This window comes from Rhodoferax sp. (genome assembly GCF_028689305.1).
GTDB lineage: Bacteria > Pseudomonadota > Gammaproteobacteria > Burkholderiales > Burkholderiaceae_C > Rhodoferax.
Genome location: NZ_JAQTWM010000076.1, coordinates 1 through 18,388, shown reverse-complemented (window position 1 = coordinate 18,388; position 18,388 = coordinate 1). Strand labels below are relative to the sequence as shown.

Genomic DNA, 18,388 nt, shown 5'->3' with positions numbered 1-18,388 from the left:
CGGGTCGAACTGAGGTGGCGCTCCAGCAATTGGGCGTTGTAGTCGATCACCACAATCGGAATGCCCGCCGCCTCGATCTGATCGCGCGCGGTTTGCAGCGACTTGTAGGTCCACTCGGCGATGAACAGCACGTCGGGCTTGAGGGCAATCACCTTCTCGGCGCTGAAGGTGTTGTCCTCGGAATGGCCGAAGTCGGGCATGGCTTGCAGGTTGGGAATAACTGCGGCGTAGCGGCCAAAGATCACCGGCCGCCAACCCTCAAAAGGCGCACGCGAGATGCCGACCACCTTGGCCCAGTTGTCCTTGCCGGCCACGGCGGTGAATTCCTCAAAGTTGAAGTTCAGCGCCACCCGCTGTACCGGGCTGTTGACCCTGACCTTGCGGCCCAAGGCATCGGTGACTTCAAGGGTGGCAGACCAGGCGCTCAGGGCGAAGATAGCAGCGTAAAGCCAGAAAACGGTGCGCAACAGGCGTTTCAAAAATAGCATGGTATTTGGAATGAGTGGATGGGTGAGTGAATGGAAAAGGGGATCAGGGAAGCCGGGAAATGCTCTGCGCCACCGGATACCCGCCCATAGTGCCAATGCCCGAGTAACCGGTCATGCAGGTGCCACCCATCATGCCTCCGGCAAAGCAGTCGCCGTAGGCCAGTTGGTTGATCTGGGCTTGCGTCAGTGGGGCGGTGGGATTGGCCAGGTTCACATAAATGGTGGCAAAGGCGTTGCCCACACCACCAGCGGCCGGATTTTTCGCCGCCGGATAGCCGTAGTACAGGCCCTGCGAATTGGCAGCAAACCCACCCTCGGCAAACACGTGGGTGGTATTCAGGGCAAAGCTGGTGACCTTTACGCCTCCCGCTGCATCGCTGAGGGCAGACAACTGGTATGCCAGCGGCACGGTGGTCATCGGCGGGCCGGTCATGGACTCGGTCAGCGAGCCGCTCAAACCAGTGACGGTTTGGCTGGTGGAGTTCAGCGTGAACGTACCGGTGAAGATGCTGTCATTGGGCTGGGTGTCAGGCTCAAACCAGCGGGCCGTGACCTTGTACGCTGTCAGCACCGGGGCCGCTGCCGACAAGGCTCCGCCGCCCACGCTGTTGCTGGCCTGCACGGCAAAGGCATAACCGGCGCAGCTGCTGGGGCAGCTCACCGTCAGGGGTGAAGCCGCGCCGGAGGCCGAGAGCCCGGCAGGCGTAGAGCTCACGCTGTACCGGCTGATCGGGCTGCCGCCGCTGGCGGCCGGGCCGCTAAAGCTGACCTGCACCGTGTTGGCCGCCAACCCCAGGCTGGCTGACACAGCAGTGGGTGCACCGGGCACGCTGGCGGCTGCGGCAGAGCCCGCCACGTTCAAAGTCTGGCTGACCGACGGTGCGGCGTTGACGCTGGCATTGCCCGGCTGGCTGGCGGTGAGGGTGCAGTCCCCCGCCGTCAGACTGGTCACCACCCCGGTGCTGCTGTTGACACTGCACACGGCGGGTGTGTCGCTGCTGTAGCTCACTGCCAGGCCGGAAGTGGCGGTGGCCGTGACCGTGGCTGAGCCGTACAAAGCCAGCGTGGGAGCCGCGCCAAAGCGGATGCTTTGCACCGGGCTGGCCTGCACCACAAGGTTTTGGCTGGCGGATGTGGCCGGGGCAAATTCATCGTTACCCGACTGGTCTGCCGCAATCACGCAAGTGCCGGCCACCAGGCTGCTGACCAGGCCGGTGCTGGTGTGGACGCTGCACAGGCTGGGGGTGCTGCTGCTGTAGCTCACCGCCAGGCCACTGCTGGCGCGGGCTGACACCGTGGCCGTACCACCCAGCGCCAAGCTGGGTGCGGTAGTGAACACCAGGGTTTGTGATTTGGCCTGGATGGCCGGGCCGCTGCCCCCGCCTCCGCAGGCCGTCAAAGCCGTTAAGAACGCAAGGCTCAGGAGGGGTTGTTTTGTCATGAAGATCATCTTTCAAAAACGCAGGTTCAAAGCCACATTCACCGAGCGGCCCATGCCGGGTACAACCCCACCCCAGGGAATGCCCAGGCTGGTCATGGATGCGCCCTGGCCCAGATAAGCGCCGCCCAGCGGCAGCACATAAAAGCGGTTGAACAGGTTCTCAATACCCAGATCCAGCCGGAGCTGCTTGGTCTCATAACTGCTGCGCAGATTAAACAGGCTGTAACCGGCGGTGGGCACTTCATTACGCACTTGCGAGACCCGGGTTTTGGCGGCCACCAGTTGCACTTCAGCGGTGCTTGTCCATGCGCCCAGACTGTGCTGCAAGGCCAGTTTGGTGTTGACCGGCATGATGTTGTGCAAGTTGTCACCGGTGGTCTGGTTGCTGCCGTTCACAAAACTCAGCACCCCGCTGCCCTTCAAGCTGCTGCTCAGCTGCAGGTGGCCCGACAAGTCCAGCCCATGCAGCCGGGCCGACTGGTTGACGTATTGCAGGTTGACAAAGCCGCGGGTGGCACTGAGGTTGGCCGCACCACCACACTGGCCGATGGCGCAGCGCTGGGCATCAATGAAGTCCTGCACCCAGGTGACATAGCCGGTGGCCTTGAAGCCCCATTGGCTTGGGTCGGTAGCGTGCCAGTCGCCGCTGGCGCTCAGGGTGTGGGCCACCTCTGGCTTGAGGTTCGGGTTGCCAACGTAGCCATTGCCGTCGCCGACAAAGTTGTTCATCAGTGTGGCCATCGGCTGGGTGGACCAGGGGTAGCGCTGGTACAGGTTGGGCGAGTGGGTTTTGCGGGCCAGGCCAAGCTCAAAACTGCGGCTGTCTTCTGGGGTGTAGCGGGCCAGGGCGGTGAAGTCGAGGTTGTGGTCGCTGCGCTGGCGGTTTTGCGCGTTGAAGGCCGCCGCATCGGTGGCCCAGATGGCTTGGGCGTTGTAGCCTTGCACCGGGCCTGCGTCACTTTTCACGGTCTCGCTGCGCAGGCCGATCAGGCTCAGCCATTGTGGGTTCCACTGCGCCTCCCACTCGGCAAAGGCCCCGAGCCGGTCGCGTGTACCGTAGTCCACATTCCAGAAAGTGCGCGGGCCCATCACCCCACCGGCTTGCGGCCACCAGTCGTACAAGCTGTAGGTTTGGGACTCCAGCCCGGCTTTGACAATGTCGCGCTCAGACAGCACGGTGTCGGCTTGCAGCAGCGCCCCACGGGTTTTGGCGCTGGTGTTCATCGGCATGCCAAGCAGCCCGTAGCTGAAGCGGTCTGGCCCCATGTTCATGAAATGTTCGGTGTTCTGGCCGTAGGCACGGGCGATCAACTTGCCCCAGTCAAACTGGCCGGTGTAGCGCAGGTTGAGCTGGGTGCTGTTGTTGCCGGTCATGTCCATGCGCTGGTTGGGGAAACCCTCAAACGGCAGGTGTTGGGTGCCCACATTGAGTTGCAGCAGGTGCGGGCCTTGGCGCAGGGCCAGCCCGAGGTCGTGGTTTTCGGTGGTGTAGTTACTTGAGGCTACTTCATTACCGGCCAGCCAGGGGCCACCGGCTGTACCTGGGCCTGCGGTTTTGAAGTCAGCCCCGGCGCGGTAGTTGGAGGCTTTGGCGCTGGCCCCGCTGTACGTCAGGCTCAGGTTTTGCCCGATGTAAGTGGCCCCGGCGTTGAGCCCGCTGGCCTTGCCATTGCTGCGGTAAAACGTGCCAAGCGTGCCCCTGGCGGTCACTGTTTCGGCACTCTGGGCAAATTCCGGCGGCGCAGAATTCACGGCAATCGTGCCACCCAGGCTGTCGCCGCCGACACTGACCGGGGTGATGCCGGCAAACACCGTGATGCTGCCGACGCGGGTTGGGTCAATGTAAGACAGCGCCGAATTCATGTGGTTGGGGCAGGCCGCCACCAAGTCCATGCCATCGACCTGAATGCGCAGGCGGTCATCAGCCAGGCCGTGGATGGCGGGCAGGCTGGAGACACCGCCTGCGCCATACAGGCTGAGGCCAGGCAGGTCTTGCAGCAGCCGGGCGCTGTCGCTGGTGGCGCCGCGCTGCGGGGCCAGTTGGGCAGCGGGCGTTGTCCTTGCGCCCAGAGGTGAAATCTTGTCCGCCGTTACCGTGACTTCTTCAAGGGTTTTCAGCTCTTGCGCCACGCTGGCCCAGGGGAGCGCAGCCAACACAGCCGCCACTGTGGTCATCCGAAACATCATCACGCCCCCACCAGTTGGCTGCGCTGCAAGGCCGAGCTGCTGGTCATGCCCGGGATCAGCGCCTGCGCCCGCAAGGCCAGACTGGAAAAACGCGCTTTTTGCGGTTTGCGGTCTTGCAGGTAGTCCAACTGGCGCATGCTGCTGAACACACGCGAGACGGTCTCGGGCGCGGCATCCAGAATGACCGACATGTCGGCCAGGTTGGGCAGGGCGCAGTCGGCGGTGTTTTGCACGCCCTGGTTGACGCTGTCTGCAAACATCAGCAGCAGGCATTTGACGCGCTGCGCCACCGGCCCGGTGCGCAGACTGACCACCTCGCGGCAGCGCTGGTGCGCCAGCACCACGGTTTCCATCAGCAAGGCCATCATCTCGGCCCCTTCGGCCTGCACTGGCTCCAGGCACACGGGGGTCAGTGCCCGCATGGCCAGGCTGTCATCGGTGCCAACCCATTGTTCGACCCCAATCACATCACCGGGCAGGGCCAGACGCATGAACCGGCTGGCCTCGTCCCCCACGGCACTGTCAATGCGCAGTGCGCCCGATTGCACCCGCCACATCTGCTTGAGGTCTTGCCTGGACATGGCCTCACGGGCGTTGAGCGTGCGGTTTTCTGATGGACGGGTTGAGTGGTTCATGGTCTCTCCTTTTTACATACAAAATGAGCCTATAGCCATTGATATACAAGCGTAAGCAGCTATTGTTTCAATAGTATTCATCGAGGTTTAAACGGGTCGGCAAACCTGGGGTTGTTCAAGAACGCCTGGTCAGTCAGGGTTTTCAGGAAGGCGATGAGGTCAGCCTGCTCGTCTGCGCTCAGCCGGATCTTGTCCAGCCGTGCATCCTTGAACGGGTTCTTGCGACCATCACCCTGGTTGGGCCCGGACGTGATGTTGCGCCCGCCGGCGGCATAAAACGCCAGCACATCTTGCAAAGTGGCCAGCGTGCCATCGTGCATGTAGGGCGCGGTGACTTCGATGTTGCGCAGGCTGGGCACGCGGAATTTGCCCATGTTGCTGGCCTCTTGCGGCAGGACACCGATCACACCAGGATTGTTGTCAGGGTAAGCCCCTTTGCCATCCACGTTGTACAGGCCGGTGTTGTGAAACGGCTGGTTCGACTGGGGTGACGCGGCAGACACGGTCTGGTCAGAGAAATTGAAGCCGCTGTGGCAGCTTGAGCATTGCGCCTGCTCGCTGAAAAACAGTTTGCGCCCGCGCTCTTCGGTGTCGGTCAAAGTGGCTGTGCCCGCTTGGGCCTGGTCGAAGCGCGAGTTGCCGGAGATCACACCGCGCTCAAAGGCCGAGATCGCCTTGATGATGTTCAGGTAGTTGATCGGCTCACCCGGAAAAGCCTCTTTGAAGCGACGCTGGTAGTCGGCATCGTTCTGGAAGCGGGCCAGCACAGCGGCCTTGTTTTCGTCGTTGATGCCCAGTTCCACCGCCAGGTTTTCGACAAACATCGGTACACCGGCCTGGATTTCCAGCGTGTACTGCGAGGGGTTGGCCCAGGTCAGCGTGGGGTAGTAAGCCACGTTGGCAATACTCATCGCGCCGCGCGAGGTGAGGTCGCCGGTGGAGCCGGTGGCTACCGCCTTGCCATCGGTGAAAGCCAGATTCTGAAAGTGGCAAGAGCCACAGCCCATGCTGCCATTGCCCGACAAGCGGGTGTCAAAAAACAAATGGCGACCGAGCTGGAACTTGGCCTCTGACATCGGGTTGTCAGCGGGCACCAGGGGCTCAGGAAAGCCCTGGGGCAGGTTCCAGCGCCAATCGCTGTTTGCAGAAATTGACGCAGCAGGTGATTCCTTGGCCAGGAACGGCGAAGGAATCACCCCAAGCGCCAGCAGGCCAGCCGCTACGGTGGTAGCAGCCAGCCCGACCAGGGTCAGGGCGGGCTTGTTCATCGGTTTACCTGACGCTGAAAACGGTTTGCACGTCCGCACCGCTCAGGGTGCGACCTGCGTTGGCACCAGTGAATCCCAGGCCCAGGGCCTTGAAGATCGGGGCGCATTCGGGGTCGGTCGGGCCGGACATACAACCCGCGGCCGCACCCCCTTCATAAGTCAGGTCGGCGTTTTTCAACAGCTTGGCCACGTCCATCAACACGGTGTTGCTGGCAGTTTTGAAGCCATCGAACTTCACGCCAAGACGGTTGGCATTGGTGCAAGCGGTCTCGGTTCCGGCCACCGTGGCCGGGTTGCCGACACAGCCGGTCGAGCCAATGTGGGTGTTCACTACAGGCGTTGTACCCACCAGACCGGCGGCGAATTTTTTGGCCGGGGTGTCAGGCTGGAAATCCACCTTGAAGAACTTGCGCCCTGACTGCCAGCTCCAGTTCATGGCCAGGTTTTGCAGCGGTGCGGGTGATGCGGTGTCGGCCGGATTGACGTGGTTGAGCTTGCTGTTCAGGTCCGCCGAACGCACTGGCACACCCACGGTGAAGGAGATGCCGGTGTAGGTGCCTGGTACCACCTTGCCGATGATGGAAGTCTTGTAAGCCGTGCTGCAAACAGGTGTGCCGGTGGCGGCGGTGTTGTAGCCAAAGTCAAGCAGCGCCACGTTTTTGGACTGGCTGGCATCTTCGGTCAGCACCAGCGGCACTGCGTTGCCAGCAGCATCCCACAGCAACACGTTGGAGATGTAGAAACGCAGGTCTACAAACTTGCCAGAGGTGGTTTGTGTCACCGTGGGATTGGCAAGCAGGGTGGCTGCGGCCGGTGTGGCGGCGGTCAGAGGAGTTTGATCCCAACGTTTTATGTTGGTCAGTGTCAGCGCATCACAGGCCTTGATGGATGTTGCGCCATTGACCGCGTCAAAATTCACCGTGACCGCTTGTGATGCCGTACCGGTGGTTTGTTTGTTGGCCAGTGTGGCACGCACGGTGTTGAAGTCTTCCACGCCGACCACAGGTACGCTGGCCGGAGCAGATGCGCTGGATGCCGGTGCGGCAGCAGGCACGGCTTGTTTGGCCATGGTCAGTAACACGCCTTGCAGGTCTTTTTTCTGGGTAGCAGTCCCACCACCGATGGCATCTGCATTGTTTTTCAGGCTCTGCGTGATCATCTGGGCACGGATATGGGCGCTGGCATCTGGCTTGGCAATGTAGTCAGCCAGCGGGTCGGTCGTGATACCCAAAGCCGTTTTCACATTGGCCGCAGCCGATGCCGCGCTCAGTGCCGGCGCAGCTTGCAGCTCCTGGTGTACCAGTGAGCTCAAAGGGGTGACGGTGCTGTTGCCCTTGGGGGCGGTCAGCACAAAGGCTTTGCCCACGGTGGTACCAGGGAAGTCCGAATCGGTGGCGGTGGCGGGCACTTCGGCCACTACCGGGAAGGCCGCCACATCGGCCGCTGTGACTCCGGCAATGGTGTAAGCGCCGCCCGCACCGGTGGTCGCTGAGGGTTCACCGGCATCACACACGGTGTTTTCGTTTTTGTCCAGACAAACCTTGGCTCCGCTCAGGTAGCCATCGGCCACCACACCGGCCAGGGAAACGGTGGCTACGGGTGTGGTGGTAGGAGTGGCCGTGCCACCACCGCCGCCGCCACAGGCGGTCATTACGGCAGCAGCCATCAGGCTGAGGGTGAGGGTCGGTTTAAAGATGTGTGTCATATGAAGTCTCCAGTTGAAAAAATAAAAAATACCAGTCGTCAATACAGGATTCAGGAATCAATGTTCATGTGCTGCCGCAGCAGTGCGTGGTGTTTGCACCCAAACTTTCACGGTCTTGCTGCCAGCGTGTTCAAAATTCAGCGTCAGGTCAAACCGGTCGCCGTCTTTCAAAGGTGCTTTCAAGTCAATCAAAGTGAGTTGGTAGTCGCCGGTGTGGCGCAGCGGTGTCAGCGTTTTGGCGGGTAAATCGATCACTTCGACCTGTTTGCCGCGCAAGCCCTGGGCATCGGGTTTGAGGCTGTGCAACTCCACCCTGGCGGCCACCGGTGTGCTGGCTCCCAGCAGCTTTTCAGGCTGGGAACCCGCATTTTTGATGCCGCGCAAATAGGCCTTGCCATGGGGCTCACCCGGCGCACTGGGCACGGCGTAGGGGTGATCCAGCTGCAAATCCCCAGCCGACACGCCATGGGCATGCGCCGCAGTGGGCAGGCCAGCCAGCCACATCAGCAGCGCCAAGGCCAAGACAAAGTTGATCTGCGTGAGCCACCGCAGAAAGGTGAGTTTTGATAAGTTCATGAGAATTTCCTCGGTTCAACGCCAAACACGCGTGCCAGGCGCAGGGCTGCGCGGCACAAGAGGGGGTGATGCTGCAGCCCCCACCCCTGCCCTCCCCCAACGGGGGAGGGAGAAAGGCTAAGGTGCGGGAAAACTCAAAGCGCGGGCGGGCCGCGTGGCTGTGCTGCCGCAACGGTGTGGGCAGGCGGGGTGTGAAGTGAGGGATCGCTTGGGCGCACGGCGTGGCCGGGCGCGATAAAAAACAAGGTGATGCTGGCGCTGGGTGGGGCCAGACGGTCGGCCATCAGCAGGCAAAACGGGCAGTGCGCCAGCGCCAGGCCAGACGCAGGGTCAGAGCCGTCCGTGCGGCTGTCCATGGCGCTGTCAGGGCTGGTGGTGACGCTGCGGGCGGGGTCAATGGCAAGCGCTTCAGAGGTGGTTGTGGTTCCTGAGCGGGCTGCCGCATTGAGGTCAGATGCTGAGGCCAAGCCCGGCAACGCCATCCAGCGCGGGCCGGTGCTGGTGCAAATCTCAATCCATGCGGCTTGTGCGGCGCCTGGTGTGGCGGCCCAAGCGCGCACCGCATGCGACACGCTTGGCGCCAGCGCCGCAAACAGCGCCAGCCACACCGCCAGCCACGCCACCCAGCGTTGGCGCGAACAGCCAGCCCCCACCCCTGCCCGCCCCCAAAAGGGGTGGGAGCAAAGTCCAAGCTGTCTTGGCTTGAGCCCCTTCCCCCGCTGGGGGAAGGTTGGGATGGGGGCTGGCTGCATGCGTGAATGGAGATAGGGGCTGGCTTGATGGTTTACTTGGTGACGGGTTTGTCGCCGTGCATGTTGTGCATGCTGTGATCCATGGCGGCGGGTTTGGCAGCACTGCCAGGGGCGGACATGGCCACGGGCAGGTTCAGCTCTTGCTTGATCTCGGCACCCTTGGCGTCTTTGAAAATCAGCGTCACGGGCACGCTGGCGCCTTTCATCAAGGGCTCTTTCAAGTCCATCAGCATGACGTGGTAGCCGCCGGGTTTGAGCTCAACGGCTTTGCCAGCGGGCAGGTTCAGGCCGCCTTTGACCTCGGCCATTTTCATCACGCCGCCTTCCATCTTCATCTCATGCACCTGCGCCACACCGGCCACGGGCGACGATGCGCCGACCAGGGTGGCACCCGCGTCGGCGGTCAGCGTCATGAAGGCGCCGGTGGCCATTTGGCCTTTGACGGTGGCGCGCGCCCAGGCATTTTGCACCTCGACGGCGTCATGCGCCAACGCGCACAGGGTGGTGGTGGCCAGCGCCACAGCGGTGATCAATGCTTTGAGTTTCATGGTTTTTCCTTCAGGGTGATAGGGTCAGATTGACCGGGTTGTAAATGATTAAGGGCTCTAGCGCTGATGAATAAAGCGCAAGCAGCTATTGATTTGATATCTTGCAAGCATCCATGACGTGTGGCGGCCTGTTGCTGATGCAAAACACAAAATCAGCCTCTAGCACTGGTGGAATAAGCGCTAGTAGCTCTCATAACCGCAGCATGTGCGGCAGGGTGAATCAGGCTTGGGGTGGGCCGCGCGCGGGCAGCGGCGCAGCGGTCAGGGCGGCGATGCGTGCCGCCGGAATGCTTTGCAGCACATGGCTTAAAGCGTGTGGCGGTTCAACCGTGAGAACCACCACCGGGGCGGGCGCGCCGCCCACCAGGCAGAGCGGGCAAAACAGCGCGTCAGCGCTGTCAGACGTGGCCGCGGTGGTGACCGTGCCGTCGTCTGCCAGCACCACCTTGAGCATGCCCGCGCCGGTGCAAATGACCAGCTCGTTGTGCGGCTGCACCATGGGCGAGGCCACGGCCACACCCAGCGTCAAAGCAAACCACAGCAAGGCCAATTTGGCCAGCCAAGGTGAGGTGCGCAGGGTGTGCAAGGGGTTCATGGGGCGAGATTATGGCATTGAGCCTGAGACATCAGCCTGACAGGCATCAAACGCCAAGAACGGTACAGCCAGGGGCCGGTTGATACGGCCATTAAACAGTCTGACCCGCGTGGTAGCGCGCAAAAAACTGCTGTGTGGCGGCTTGTTGCGGTTCGTCAATGACTGCCTGCGGCGTGCCGCTTTCCAGCACCACGCCGTCGCGCATGAAGACCACCTGGTCAGCCACCTCGCGTGCAAACGACATCTCGTGGGTGACCAGAATCATGGTCATGCCGTCTGCTGCCAGGTCGCGGATCACGCCCAGCACCTCGCCTACCAATTCGGGGTCCAGCGCAGAGGTGACCTCGTCAAACAGCATCACCTGCGGCTGCATGGCCAGCGCGCGGGCAATGGCCACACGCTGCTTCTGGCCACCCGAGAGTTGCGCCGGGTATTGGTCAGCCTTGTCCTGCAGACCCACTTTGGCCAACAGGGCATGGGCTTGCTCACGCGCTTTGGCCTTGGGCGCGCGCAGCACGGTGACCGGGCCTTCCATGACGTTTTGCAGCACCGACATGTGCGGAAACAGGTTGAAATGCTGAAACACCATGCCGGTATTGGCTCGAAAGCGCGCCAACGTGCGGTCGCCAGGCAAGCGCGTGGCATCGCCTGAATAGGTCATTTCGTGATCGCCCACGCGGATACTGCCCTTGTCGGGAATGGTCAACAGGTTGACACAGCGCAGCAGCGTGGACTTGCCTGAGCCCGAGGGCCCCAGCAGCGCCACCACCGCGCCTTTGTCAATGTGCATGTGGATGTCTTTGAGGACGACGTGGTCACCAAAGCTCTTTTGTAACCCGTGAATGTCGATCATGGCATGGCGTCTGGCGTGCTTCATTGTCTGGTGATAAAACTTACTCGGCGCGTTTGGATTCAAGCCGGCGCACCAGTTTGCTGGCGGGCAACAAAATGGCGATGTACATCAGCGCAATCAGCGTGTAGGCCTCCAGCGGACGGTAGGTTTCGTGCGCCACCGCCTGGCCTTGGTAGACCAGGTCAGGCAGGGCCAGCACCGACAGCAACGAGGTATTTTTGAGCTGCATGATGGACTGGTTCATCAGCGGCGGCGTCATGCGCCGCAAGGCCTGCGGCAGCACCACCCGGCGCATCACCTGAAAACGCGTCATGCCGAGGGCACGCGCGGCATCACTCTGGCCGGGGTCGATGGACACAATGCCGCCCCGGATGATCTCGGCGTAAAACGCCCCGCCGTACAAGGACAAGGCCAGCACCGCCGCCACCGATGCCGTCATGGCCACGCCAATGAGCACCGGCAGCGCGTAATAAAACCAGATGATCAACACCAGCACCGGCGTGGCCCGAAACAGCTCCACATACCATTTCAGAGGCAGATGAATCAGCCGCGATTTGGCCAGCCCGCCGATACCGGCCACCAGCCCCACCGTCAGGCCAAACACGATGCACAGCAGGCTATAGCCCACCGTGACCATCAGCCCATTGGCAAACAGCTGGCGGTATTGCCAGAGGTATTGAAAGTTCCACTCGTACACGCCAACGTCCCTTGCGAATGGGTTAGAAACTGACGATGGCGGGGATCTCTTCGCGCTTGATGCTCATCAGCTTGTCCAGGTTGCCCAGCACGATGGTGTTGATGGCGCCGCTTTTGCGCAGCTCGGCAATCCAGCCGTCCACATAGGTTTTCCAGCGCTGATCGGTCTCCATGCGCAGCCCGGCGTTGGTGGAAGTGCCCTTGATGGGCTCAGGCACCACCACATGGCCAATGCCGGGGTTCTTTTTGACAATACCGGCTGAGAGCGTGACCACCAGCGGCTGCACATCGGCACGACCGGTTTGTACCGCCAGCGTGGCATCGGCGGATTTCTCAAAGCGCAGAATTTTGGCTTTTTTGTACATGGCGGTCACCAGGTTGTCGTAAGACGAACCGACATCGACAGCGATGGTCACCTCAGGCGTGTCCATCTCTTCCCAGGTCTTGGGGTTGAAGCCTTTTTTGGCAATCAGGCTGTAGGCGTTGTTGTACAGCGGCTCGGAAAAGCTAATCACCTTCATGCGTTGTGGCGTCGGGTTCAGACCAAAAAAGATGTCAATTTTGTTGGACTGCAAGTCCAGCACCGAATTGCCCCAAGTGGTCTCCCTGATCTCCAGCTTGACACCGAGCTTGGCGGCCAAATCATTGGCCAGGTCGATCATGATGCCGCTCCATTGACCGGTGGCCAGGTCTTTGTGGTAATTAGGGGCGCCGCCAGCCACGGCGGCAATGCGCAGCGTTTTGCTGCTGGCAATGCGCTCCCAGGTGGCCATGTCAGCCTGGTTCTGCGCCCAGGTTGGGACGGTTATGGCAGAGCCCAATAAAGCGGCGCTACCCAAAAGCACGTTGCGGCGGTTGGTCTTGGTCATGGCTTTTCTCCTTGAAAATGGCAAGTGGCTTGCCGGTTAAAAATGGATTCAGAGCCGGGTTCGGCATAAGCGGCCAACGCCGCCAGCGACACAGGGCGCAGTGGCCAGCGCGGCACGTCGCCGTTGAGCGCCGCGGGATCAAAGCCAAAACCGTGTTCATGCGCCAGTTGGCTTGTGGTGTGGGCACAAAACCGGCCCTGGCAGGCACCCATGCCAAAACGTCCCACCAACCGCAATTCACGTGCTGAGCCTGCCACTTCCAGGCGGTCAAAATCAGCGCGTCGAAGGGCTTCGCAGCGGCACACCACGGTGTTGGCTGTGGGCATTTCGGGCGGCGCCTGAAACAGTTGCACCAGCGCCTGTTGGGTGCGCTGCGCCTGCGCAATGGCCTGCTCCAGCCGTTGGCTGTCACAACGCTGGCCCAGTTGGCGCGCCACCTGCTGCGCCGCGCGGCAACCATCGGCCACCGCGGCGCTGGCACCCAGTACCTCGCGGCAGTCACCGGCATGAAAGATGCTGCCATTGGCTGACCGGCTGGCCACGGGCAAGCCTGTGGCATTGGGCACCAGTCCGTCATGCAAGGCTACATGCTGCACCGGGTAGTGCCGGGTCACGCCGCTGTGGTGCTGCGCGCTCACCGCCAGACCTGCGCCAGCCAACCGCACCGACACCACGCGCCAGCCTGTCAGGTAAGGCACACGTGCGCGCCACAGTTCGCGGGCATACAGCGCGGCTTCTGCCACATGGGGCCAGCTGCGCAAGACGTTGAACACAGAGCGGCCTTGCCAACGCACCGATGCCAGGGGTTGCGCGCGCTCCAGCACCGCCACCGGGGGGTTGCCGGCTGCCGCCAGTTGGGCCGCCAGCGCCAGCAACAGCGGGCCACTGCCAGCCAACAAGATGGGGCCGCACGGTACGTCACCGGTTTCCTTGAACTGCACCTGCATGCCACCCACAGTGACCACGCCGGGCAACTCCCAGCCTTCGCAAGGCTGCACTCGCTCGACCGTGCCGACAGCCAGAATGACCGCCTTGGGGGTCACACTTTGCACCCGGCCGGTGCGCCGGTTGTCAATCAGGTACCGGCCATCACGGTCTACCCCAATGAACACCGATGACAACAGTTGCGTGACTTGCGCCTGTGCCTGCGACAGGTTGTGCATCAGCGTGTCGCGGGTGCGGCGATGGTGTTCCGGCATCACCAAGGGGTGGCTGCCGTCACCCACATGGCGGCGGTAGATGGCACCCCCCACCTGGTTGCGTTGCTCCACCAGCAGACTTGACAGACCCAGGCGAGCCAGTTCGGCCACGGCCGACAGGCCAGCAGGCCCGGCACCAATCACCAGCACATCTGGCACGTTCATGCAGCAGCACCCCGTTTGAGCGCAGCGTGGGTGGCGTTTGGGTTTGAGTCACCAACCAACTGTGCCGAAGTCAATTGCATGCCAGCTTGCGCGGGGGTCAGGCAAGCCTCCACTGGGCTGGCGCCGTCCACCGACACCAGGCAGGCCTGACAAGTGCCGATGCCACAAAAATAACGCCCTCGCAAACCGCCCACCGACGCGCCTAAATCGTTCAGCCCATGGCGTTGCAATGCTGCTGCAATGGTCTCCCCCGGGCGAAACGGGATCGCAACAGTGTCCCAGTACAAGGTTGATGCGGTGGCGGCGTTCATTTTTTATTTGCACAAATGTAATTTCGACGATAACAGAACATGCGGCCAGCGTCACCCGGCTATTCCCCTAGGCGTTAACCCCTCAGAACTTGTCGCAGGTCAGGAACTGCCTTGCACGGGCAAGTCGCCAAAACGGCCGGGATCCAGCACCGACACATCAAAACTTGACGGCGCACCCAGCACCATGTCGGCCATTGCTTTGCCGATTACCGGCGCCAGGCAAATGCCATCCCCCTCCATGCCGGTGGCAATGAACAGACCCGGCAAGGTGGGGTGGCGACCCACGATAGGCAAGCCATCGCGGGTACCGATGCGGATGCCGGCAAAGGTGCGAATCACCCGCTGGCGGGCCAGCGCCGGGTACACCGCCAGTGCCTCGCGCAGCAAGGTGGACACGGTGAGCACATCAGTTTGGCGGTCGGTAAAGCCGGTTTCGCGGCTGCTGCCAATCAAAAATTGCCCGGTGGCCAAGGGGTCAATCACCAGGCTGGTGCTGGCTTGGCCCAGCACCATGCGGCGCTTGGCGGCCAGGTAACCGGCCGACATCAGCGGCCCGGGCAGTGCAGCACCGGCAGTGGACGCGCGGTCAGTCACAATGAGCTGGCCTTTGCGCGGAATCAAAATATCGTCCAGCCCCACCAGCGGCCCACTGCCCAGGCCAGCCGCTACGATGACGGCGTCAGCCACCAGTGTGCCCTCAGGCGTGATCACACCCACCACCTTGCCGTTTGACTGAGCAAGCCGCAGCACCGGCGTATGGCGGCGCACCGGTGCGCCGCTTGCCTGCAGCAGCCGGTCAACCACCCGGTAACCCAGGGCGTGGCCGTCATTGGGCACTTTCATGCCAGCGAGCACGTGCCGCCCCAAGCCGGGTACGCGCTGCATCAGCTCGGCATGGGTCAGGGGCAAGATGCGCTCACCCAGAGCCATCAGGTCGGCGCCCTGGTGCGCAATCACCGCCACTTCCTCATCGGTACGGGCAAACAAATAGGTGGGGCGGGGGTGGTAAATGTCTTTGAGCACGCCTTGCTCAACCCAGCGCCGGTACAGGCTGCGCGCCTCACAGGCCAGCGCCATCATGGGGCCGGGGCGTTTGCTGGCCACCGACACCGCGCCGTCAGATGCGCCGGACGCGCCAGCAGCAGGTGTACTTGCCTCCAGCAGCGTGACTTGCGCACCCGAACGCGTCAAAAAATAAGCAATGGCAGCACCCACAATGCCGACCCCCACAACCAGCACCTTGGGTGCCGGATGGAGGGTGGGTTCAGAAGCGTTCGTCAAAATACTTTAAGTGGCAATACCGATGTGTAAGCCTACCCTGTCTCGCTTGTTCACCAAGGCCGGTCCAGGGCGCTGGGTTTGGTCAGCGCCAGCAGGCGATCCAGGTTGTGGTTGATCTTGACCTCGCGGTGCGGCACGCTCGCCACAATGCGGTACTCGGCCTGGCTGGTTTCGCGCAAAATCGGCTCGCCGGTGGGCATGCCCTGGCGGTTGATCAGCACTGCCACCCTGGGCATGGTGGTGTTCAGGCCGCGCTTGACCACAATCGCCACCTCGTTGGTGGTCAGGCGCACATAGGTGCCGGGCGAGTAAATGCCCACCGCTTTGATCAGCGCCGCACCGGCTTCGTCAATTTCGCGGTGCTCATCAAAATAGCACGACTGCATGGCCGAGGCCGGCGTGCCCGGCGCGCGCGAGGCACGCGGTGAAAGCCGGGCGGCAAACATGTCCGCGCGCTGAATCAGCCGTGCCAGCCGCTTGCCAGGGGTGCGCTTGGCCAGCGCGCCGGGCACTTGGGCGCGGTGATTCAGCACCGCTTCCAGCCACAGGCGGTCGGCTACGCCCATTTGCTGCAGCATGTCAACTGAACGCGGGGCATGGGTTTCAATGCGTTTGATCTGCTCGGGCGTGGGCGGCTCAATTTGCACTGTCAGGCGGTCATGCAGGTCGGTCATGCCAATGTTCATGGTCAGCGCCGCGCTGCACAGCGATTTGATCTCGTCTTCAGGCCACTTCAGCACCTCGCGCGCGGCCACCATGCAGACCACCGCCACCAGCAAGGCATGGGTGGCGCTGTAGTGGCGGGTTTCGCTGCCAGCGATGTTGATCAGGGCAAACAGCGTGCCGTCGGGGTTGCGCTGGGTGTATTTGTCGAGCGCGGTTTGCAGCCGCTCCAGCCGGGGCAAAAAGCTGTCGCCCTGGGTGTCGCGCAAAATGCCGTGCGCCTGGGTTTGCAGGTCGAGCCAGTCGGCATCGTCTACAAAGTCAGCCGGGTTGGGTTTTTTCAGGCCATAAGAGGCCATTTGCACATCTGCAATCTGGCCAATGGCGCGGTCTTCCATCACCAGGTTGTTGAGCCGGTTCACATAGGCACGGCGAAAGTTGTCAGACTGGTCAAAGTCAATGTAGATGTGCTCACGCTTGCCCAGCATCACCTGCAGTTCAAGCCGGTTGTTGACCAAAAACCCCTTGTTAGCCAACAACGTGCCACCCTCATCACGCAGCGCACACGGCAGCGGCTGGCCAACCACGATGGAGTCAATGTTGATGGGGATCAGGTTCATAGGGGTCGGATTATGCCAAGAGGGTTGTTTTTGGATAGAGCGGTCAGTCGGATGCGATTCAAAGTCGGGTGGTTTTGGGGGTCATGGGTCATGGGTCAGGGGTTCAGGGTTTTGGGTGGAACCCGGCAGGGCGACTGGGTCAGGCGCATGCGGTTTTGGGGTGAAAGCACGCGCGGGGCGGGCGGATCAATACACCAGCACCTTCTTCGCGCGCATTTCACCCCAAAGCCCGGTCGCCTGACCCAATCACCCTGCCTCACGTTGTTTGGATTCTGAGATTTATAAGAAAACAGCCTGTATCCCTTGTATATCATGCACGAGTAGCTATGAATTTTATGGGTATTGTGACCGCATTTTTTTCATTTCGACCCCGATCAGCAACCACACAGATAAGGCGTGGTGGTTGGGTCAGGTGACCGGGCTTTGGGGGAGAAGGCGCGCGAAAGTGGTGCTTGCGGACCCAGACCTCCGCCCCGCGCGTGATTCACCCCCAAAACCGCATGCACCTGACCCAGCCGCCGCGCCGTGCCAGAGTGACCAAAGCAGCAGCTACGCCAGAGTGACCACAACACCAGCCACGCCAGAGACACCCTCAATGCAGACAAGCATAAGCGCCCAGGCTGAGCTGATAGCATCAAGCACATGCCCAAAAACCCCTCTGTTCATACCTTTAACGGCGCGCCTGCCCAGCCCCCCAGCCTTCTGCAAGCCAAGCTGTGCCAGCCGCAAGATTTGCCGGCCCGGCTGGCGCAACTGCCGCGCCCGCTGGTGTTTACCAACGGCGTGTTTGACGTGCTGCACCGCGGCCACGTGATGTACCTGGAGCAAGCGCGTGCGCTGGGTGGCAGTTTGCTGGTGGCGCTCAACACCGATGCCTCGGCGCGCCGCCTGGGCAAGGGCGCCGACCGGCCGCTGAACAACGAGATGGATCGCGCCTGCGTGATGGCCGCCCTGGCCAGCAGCAGCTTGGTCACCTGGTTTGACGAAGACACGCCGCAAGCGCTGATTGCCCTGGTGCGGCCCGACCTGCTGGTCAAAGGTGGCGACTACGACATGGCCACCCTGCCCGAGACCGCGCTGGTGGCGTCATGGGGTGGGCGAGCCCTGGCGCTGCCGTTTGTGGCGGGCTACTCCACCACTGCGCTGGTGAAAAAAATCCGAAACTTTTAAGCCAAATTGGTCTTTAGCGCTTATGAATAGAGCGTAAGCAGCTACAAATTATGTAGCTACATGGCGCAACTCACAGAGTCTGCGCCAAACTCAGCCAGTGGCTCACAGCCCCGGTGGTGTCCTGAAAAAGGGTGACATTGGCAGCGCTGGGCAAGGGTAACGCGGTGCAGCCCTGCCCGCCCAGCCACAGCGCGCAACTGGCGGGCAAACCCTGCACCAGCTCGGCCACATAGGGTGCCAGCTGTGCCACTGGCATGCACACACTGGCTGAAATCGCCACCACGCCCACCCCAGCCTCACGCACCATGCGCAGCACCTCGGGCGCGGGCAGCTGGCTGTCGAGGTTGATGCACGGGGCGCCTTGTA

Annotated in this window: 18 protein-coding genes and 1 pseudogene; 1 reads left to right on the top strand and 18 read right to left on the bottom strand. The window is 62.0% G+C overall.

From position 1 onward, the window contains the following. The 17 genes and pseudogenes from PHW99_RS14200 to PHW99_RS14120 all read right to left on the bottom strand — a co-directional run. Window positions 1-488: pseudogene (locus tag PHW99_RS14200) on the bottom strand (iron ABC transporter substrate-binding protein); the annotation flags it as partial. 43 nt (window positions 489-531) lie between these two features. Next, window positions 532-1,929 carry a hypothetical protein gene (locus PHW99_RS14195; protein WP_300178810.1) on the bottom strand — a complete coding sequence of 466 codons (1,398 nt, stop codon included), beginning with the start codon at window positions 1,927-1,929 and terminating at the stop codon, window positions 532-534. Window positions 1,930-1,941: 12 nt separating this feature from the next. Then, the gene (locus PHW99_RS14190) at window positions 1,942-4,116 is read right to left on the bottom strand and encodes a TonB-dependent receptor (RefSeq protein WP_300178808.1); all 2,175 of its coding nucleotides are present in this window, start codon (window positions 4,114-4,116) and stop codon (window positions 1,942-1,944) included. After that, a complete protein-coding gene (locus PHW99_RS14185; protein ID WP_300178806.1) occupies window positions 4,116-4,751 on the bottom strand; it encodes a hypothetical protein in 636 nt (211 codons plus the stop codon). Before PHW99_RS14185 ends, PHW99_RS14190 begins: the two co-directional genes overlap by 1 nt. A gap of 77 nt (window positions 4,752-4,828) precedes the next feature. Next, the gene (locus PHW99_RS14180; RefSeq protein ID WP_300178804.1) at window positions 4,829-6,019 is read right to left on the bottom strand and encodes a methanobactin export MATE transporter MbnM; all 1,191 of its coding nucleotides are present in this window, start codon (window positions 6,017-6,019) and stop codon (window positions 4,829-4,831) included. 4 nt (window positions 6,020-6,023) lie between these two features. Beyond that, window positions 6,024-7,724: an MbnP family copper-binding protein gene (locus PHW99_RS14175; protein ID WP_300178801.1), complete on the bottom strand. Its 1,701-nt coding sequence runs from the start codon at window positions 7,722-7,724 to the stop codon at window positions 6,024-6,026. Between the two features lie 57 nt (window positions 7,725-7,781). Beyond that, window positions 7,782-8,300 (bottom strand): copper chaperone PCu(A)C, encoded by a 519-nt coding sequence (locus PHW99_RS14170; RefSeq protein ID WP_300178798.1) that lies wholly within the window; start codon window positions 8,298-8,300, stop codon window positions 7,782-7,784. A gap of 134 nt (window positions 8,301-8,434) precedes the next feature. Continuing rightward, a complete protein-coding gene (locus tag PHW99_RS14165) occupies window positions 8,435-8,923 on the bottom strand; it encodes a DUF2946 family protein (protein WP_300178795.1) in 489 nt (162 codons plus the stop codon). Between the two features lie 161 nt (window positions 8,924-9,084). Then, entirely contained in the window at window positions 9,085-9,600 is a 516-nt protein-coding gene (locus PHW99_RS14160) for a copper chaperone PCu(A)C (protein WP_300178792.1), read from the bottom strand. A 220-nt stretch (window positions 9,601-9,820) separates the two neighbouring features. Beyond that, the gene (locus tag PHW99_RS14155; protein ID WP_300178789.1) at window positions 9,821-10,195 is read right to left on the bottom strand and encodes a DUF2946 family protein; all 375 of its coding nucleotides are present in this window, start codon (window positions 10,193-10,195) and stop codon (window positions 9,821-9,823) included. A gap of 91 nt (window positions 10,196-10,286) precedes the next feature. Beyond that, window positions 10,287-11,048: an amino acid ABC transporter ATP-binding protein gene (locus tag PHW99_RS14150; RefSeq protein ID WP_300178786.1), complete on the bottom strand. Its 762-nt coding sequence runs from the start codon at window positions 11,046-11,048 to the stop codon at window positions 10,287-10,289. A 40-nt stretch (window positions 11,049-11,088) separates the two neighbouring features. Continuing rightward, window positions 11,089-11,745 carry an amino acid ABC transporter permease gene (locus PHW99_RS14145; RefSeq protein WP_300178783.1) on the bottom strand — a complete coding sequence of 219 codons (657 nt, stop codon included), beginning with the start codon at window positions 11,743-11,745 and terminating at the stop codon, window positions 11,089-11,091. A 22-nt stretch (window positions 11,746-11,767) separates the two neighbouring features. Continuing rightward, entirely contained in the window at window positions 11,768-12,613 is an 846-nt protein-coding gene (locus PHW99_RS14140) for a transporter substrate-binding domain-containing protein (RefSeq protein WP_300178780.1), read from the bottom strand. Continuing rightward, window positions 12,610-13,977, bottom strand: coding sequence for an FAD-dependent oxidoreductase (locus PHW99_RS14135; RefSeq protein WP_300178777.1), 1,368 nt, complete (start codon window positions 13,975-13,977; stop codon window positions 12,610-12,612). The genes PHW99_RS14140 and PHW99_RS14135 overlap by 4 nt, the downstream gene beginning before the upstream one ends. Further along, complete coding sequence (locus PHW99_RS14130; RefSeq protein ID WP_300178774.1) at window positions 13,974-14,288, bottom strand: 2Fe-2S iron-sulfur cluster-binding protein; 315 nt, start codon at window positions 14,286-14,288, stop codon at window positions 13,974-13,976. Before PHW99_RS14130 ends, PHW99_RS14135 begins: the two co-directional genes overlap by 4 nt. A gap of 99 nt (window positions 14,289-14,387) precedes the next feature. Then, the gene (locus PHW99_RS14125) at window positions 14,388-15,569 is read right to left on the bottom strand and encodes an FAD-dependent oxidoreductase (RefSeq protein WP_300178771.1); all 1,182 of its coding nucleotides are present in this window, start codon (window positions 15,567-15,569) and stop codon (window positions 14,388-14,390) included. Window positions 15,570-15,619: 50 nt separating this feature from the next. Next, the gene (locus PHW99_RS14120) at window positions 15,620-16,852 is read right to left on the bottom strand and encodes a hypothetical protein (RefSeq protein ID WP_300178768.1); all 1,233 of its coding nucleotides are present in this window, start codon (window positions 16,850-16,852) and stop codon (window positions 15,620-15,622) included. Window positions 16,853-17,494: 642 nt separating this feature from the next. On the opposite strand from PHW99_RS14120, the gene PHW99_RS14115 reads away from it, so the two are divergent. Beyond that, window positions 17,495-18,022: an adenylyltransferase/cytidyltransferase family protein gene (locus tag PHW99_RS14115; protein WP_300178765.1), complete on the top strand. Its 528-nt coding sequence runs from the start codon at window positions 17,495-17,497 to the stop codon at window positions 18,020-18,022. A 70-nt stretch (window positions 18,023-18,092) separates the two neighbouring features. Here the strand turns inward: PHW99_RS14115 and PHW99_RS14110 are convergent. Continuing rightward, window positions 18,093-18,388: hypothetical protein (locus PHW99_RS14110; RefSeq protein ID WP_300178762.1), on the bottom strand; the 296-nt coding region annotated here is incomplete at its 5' end.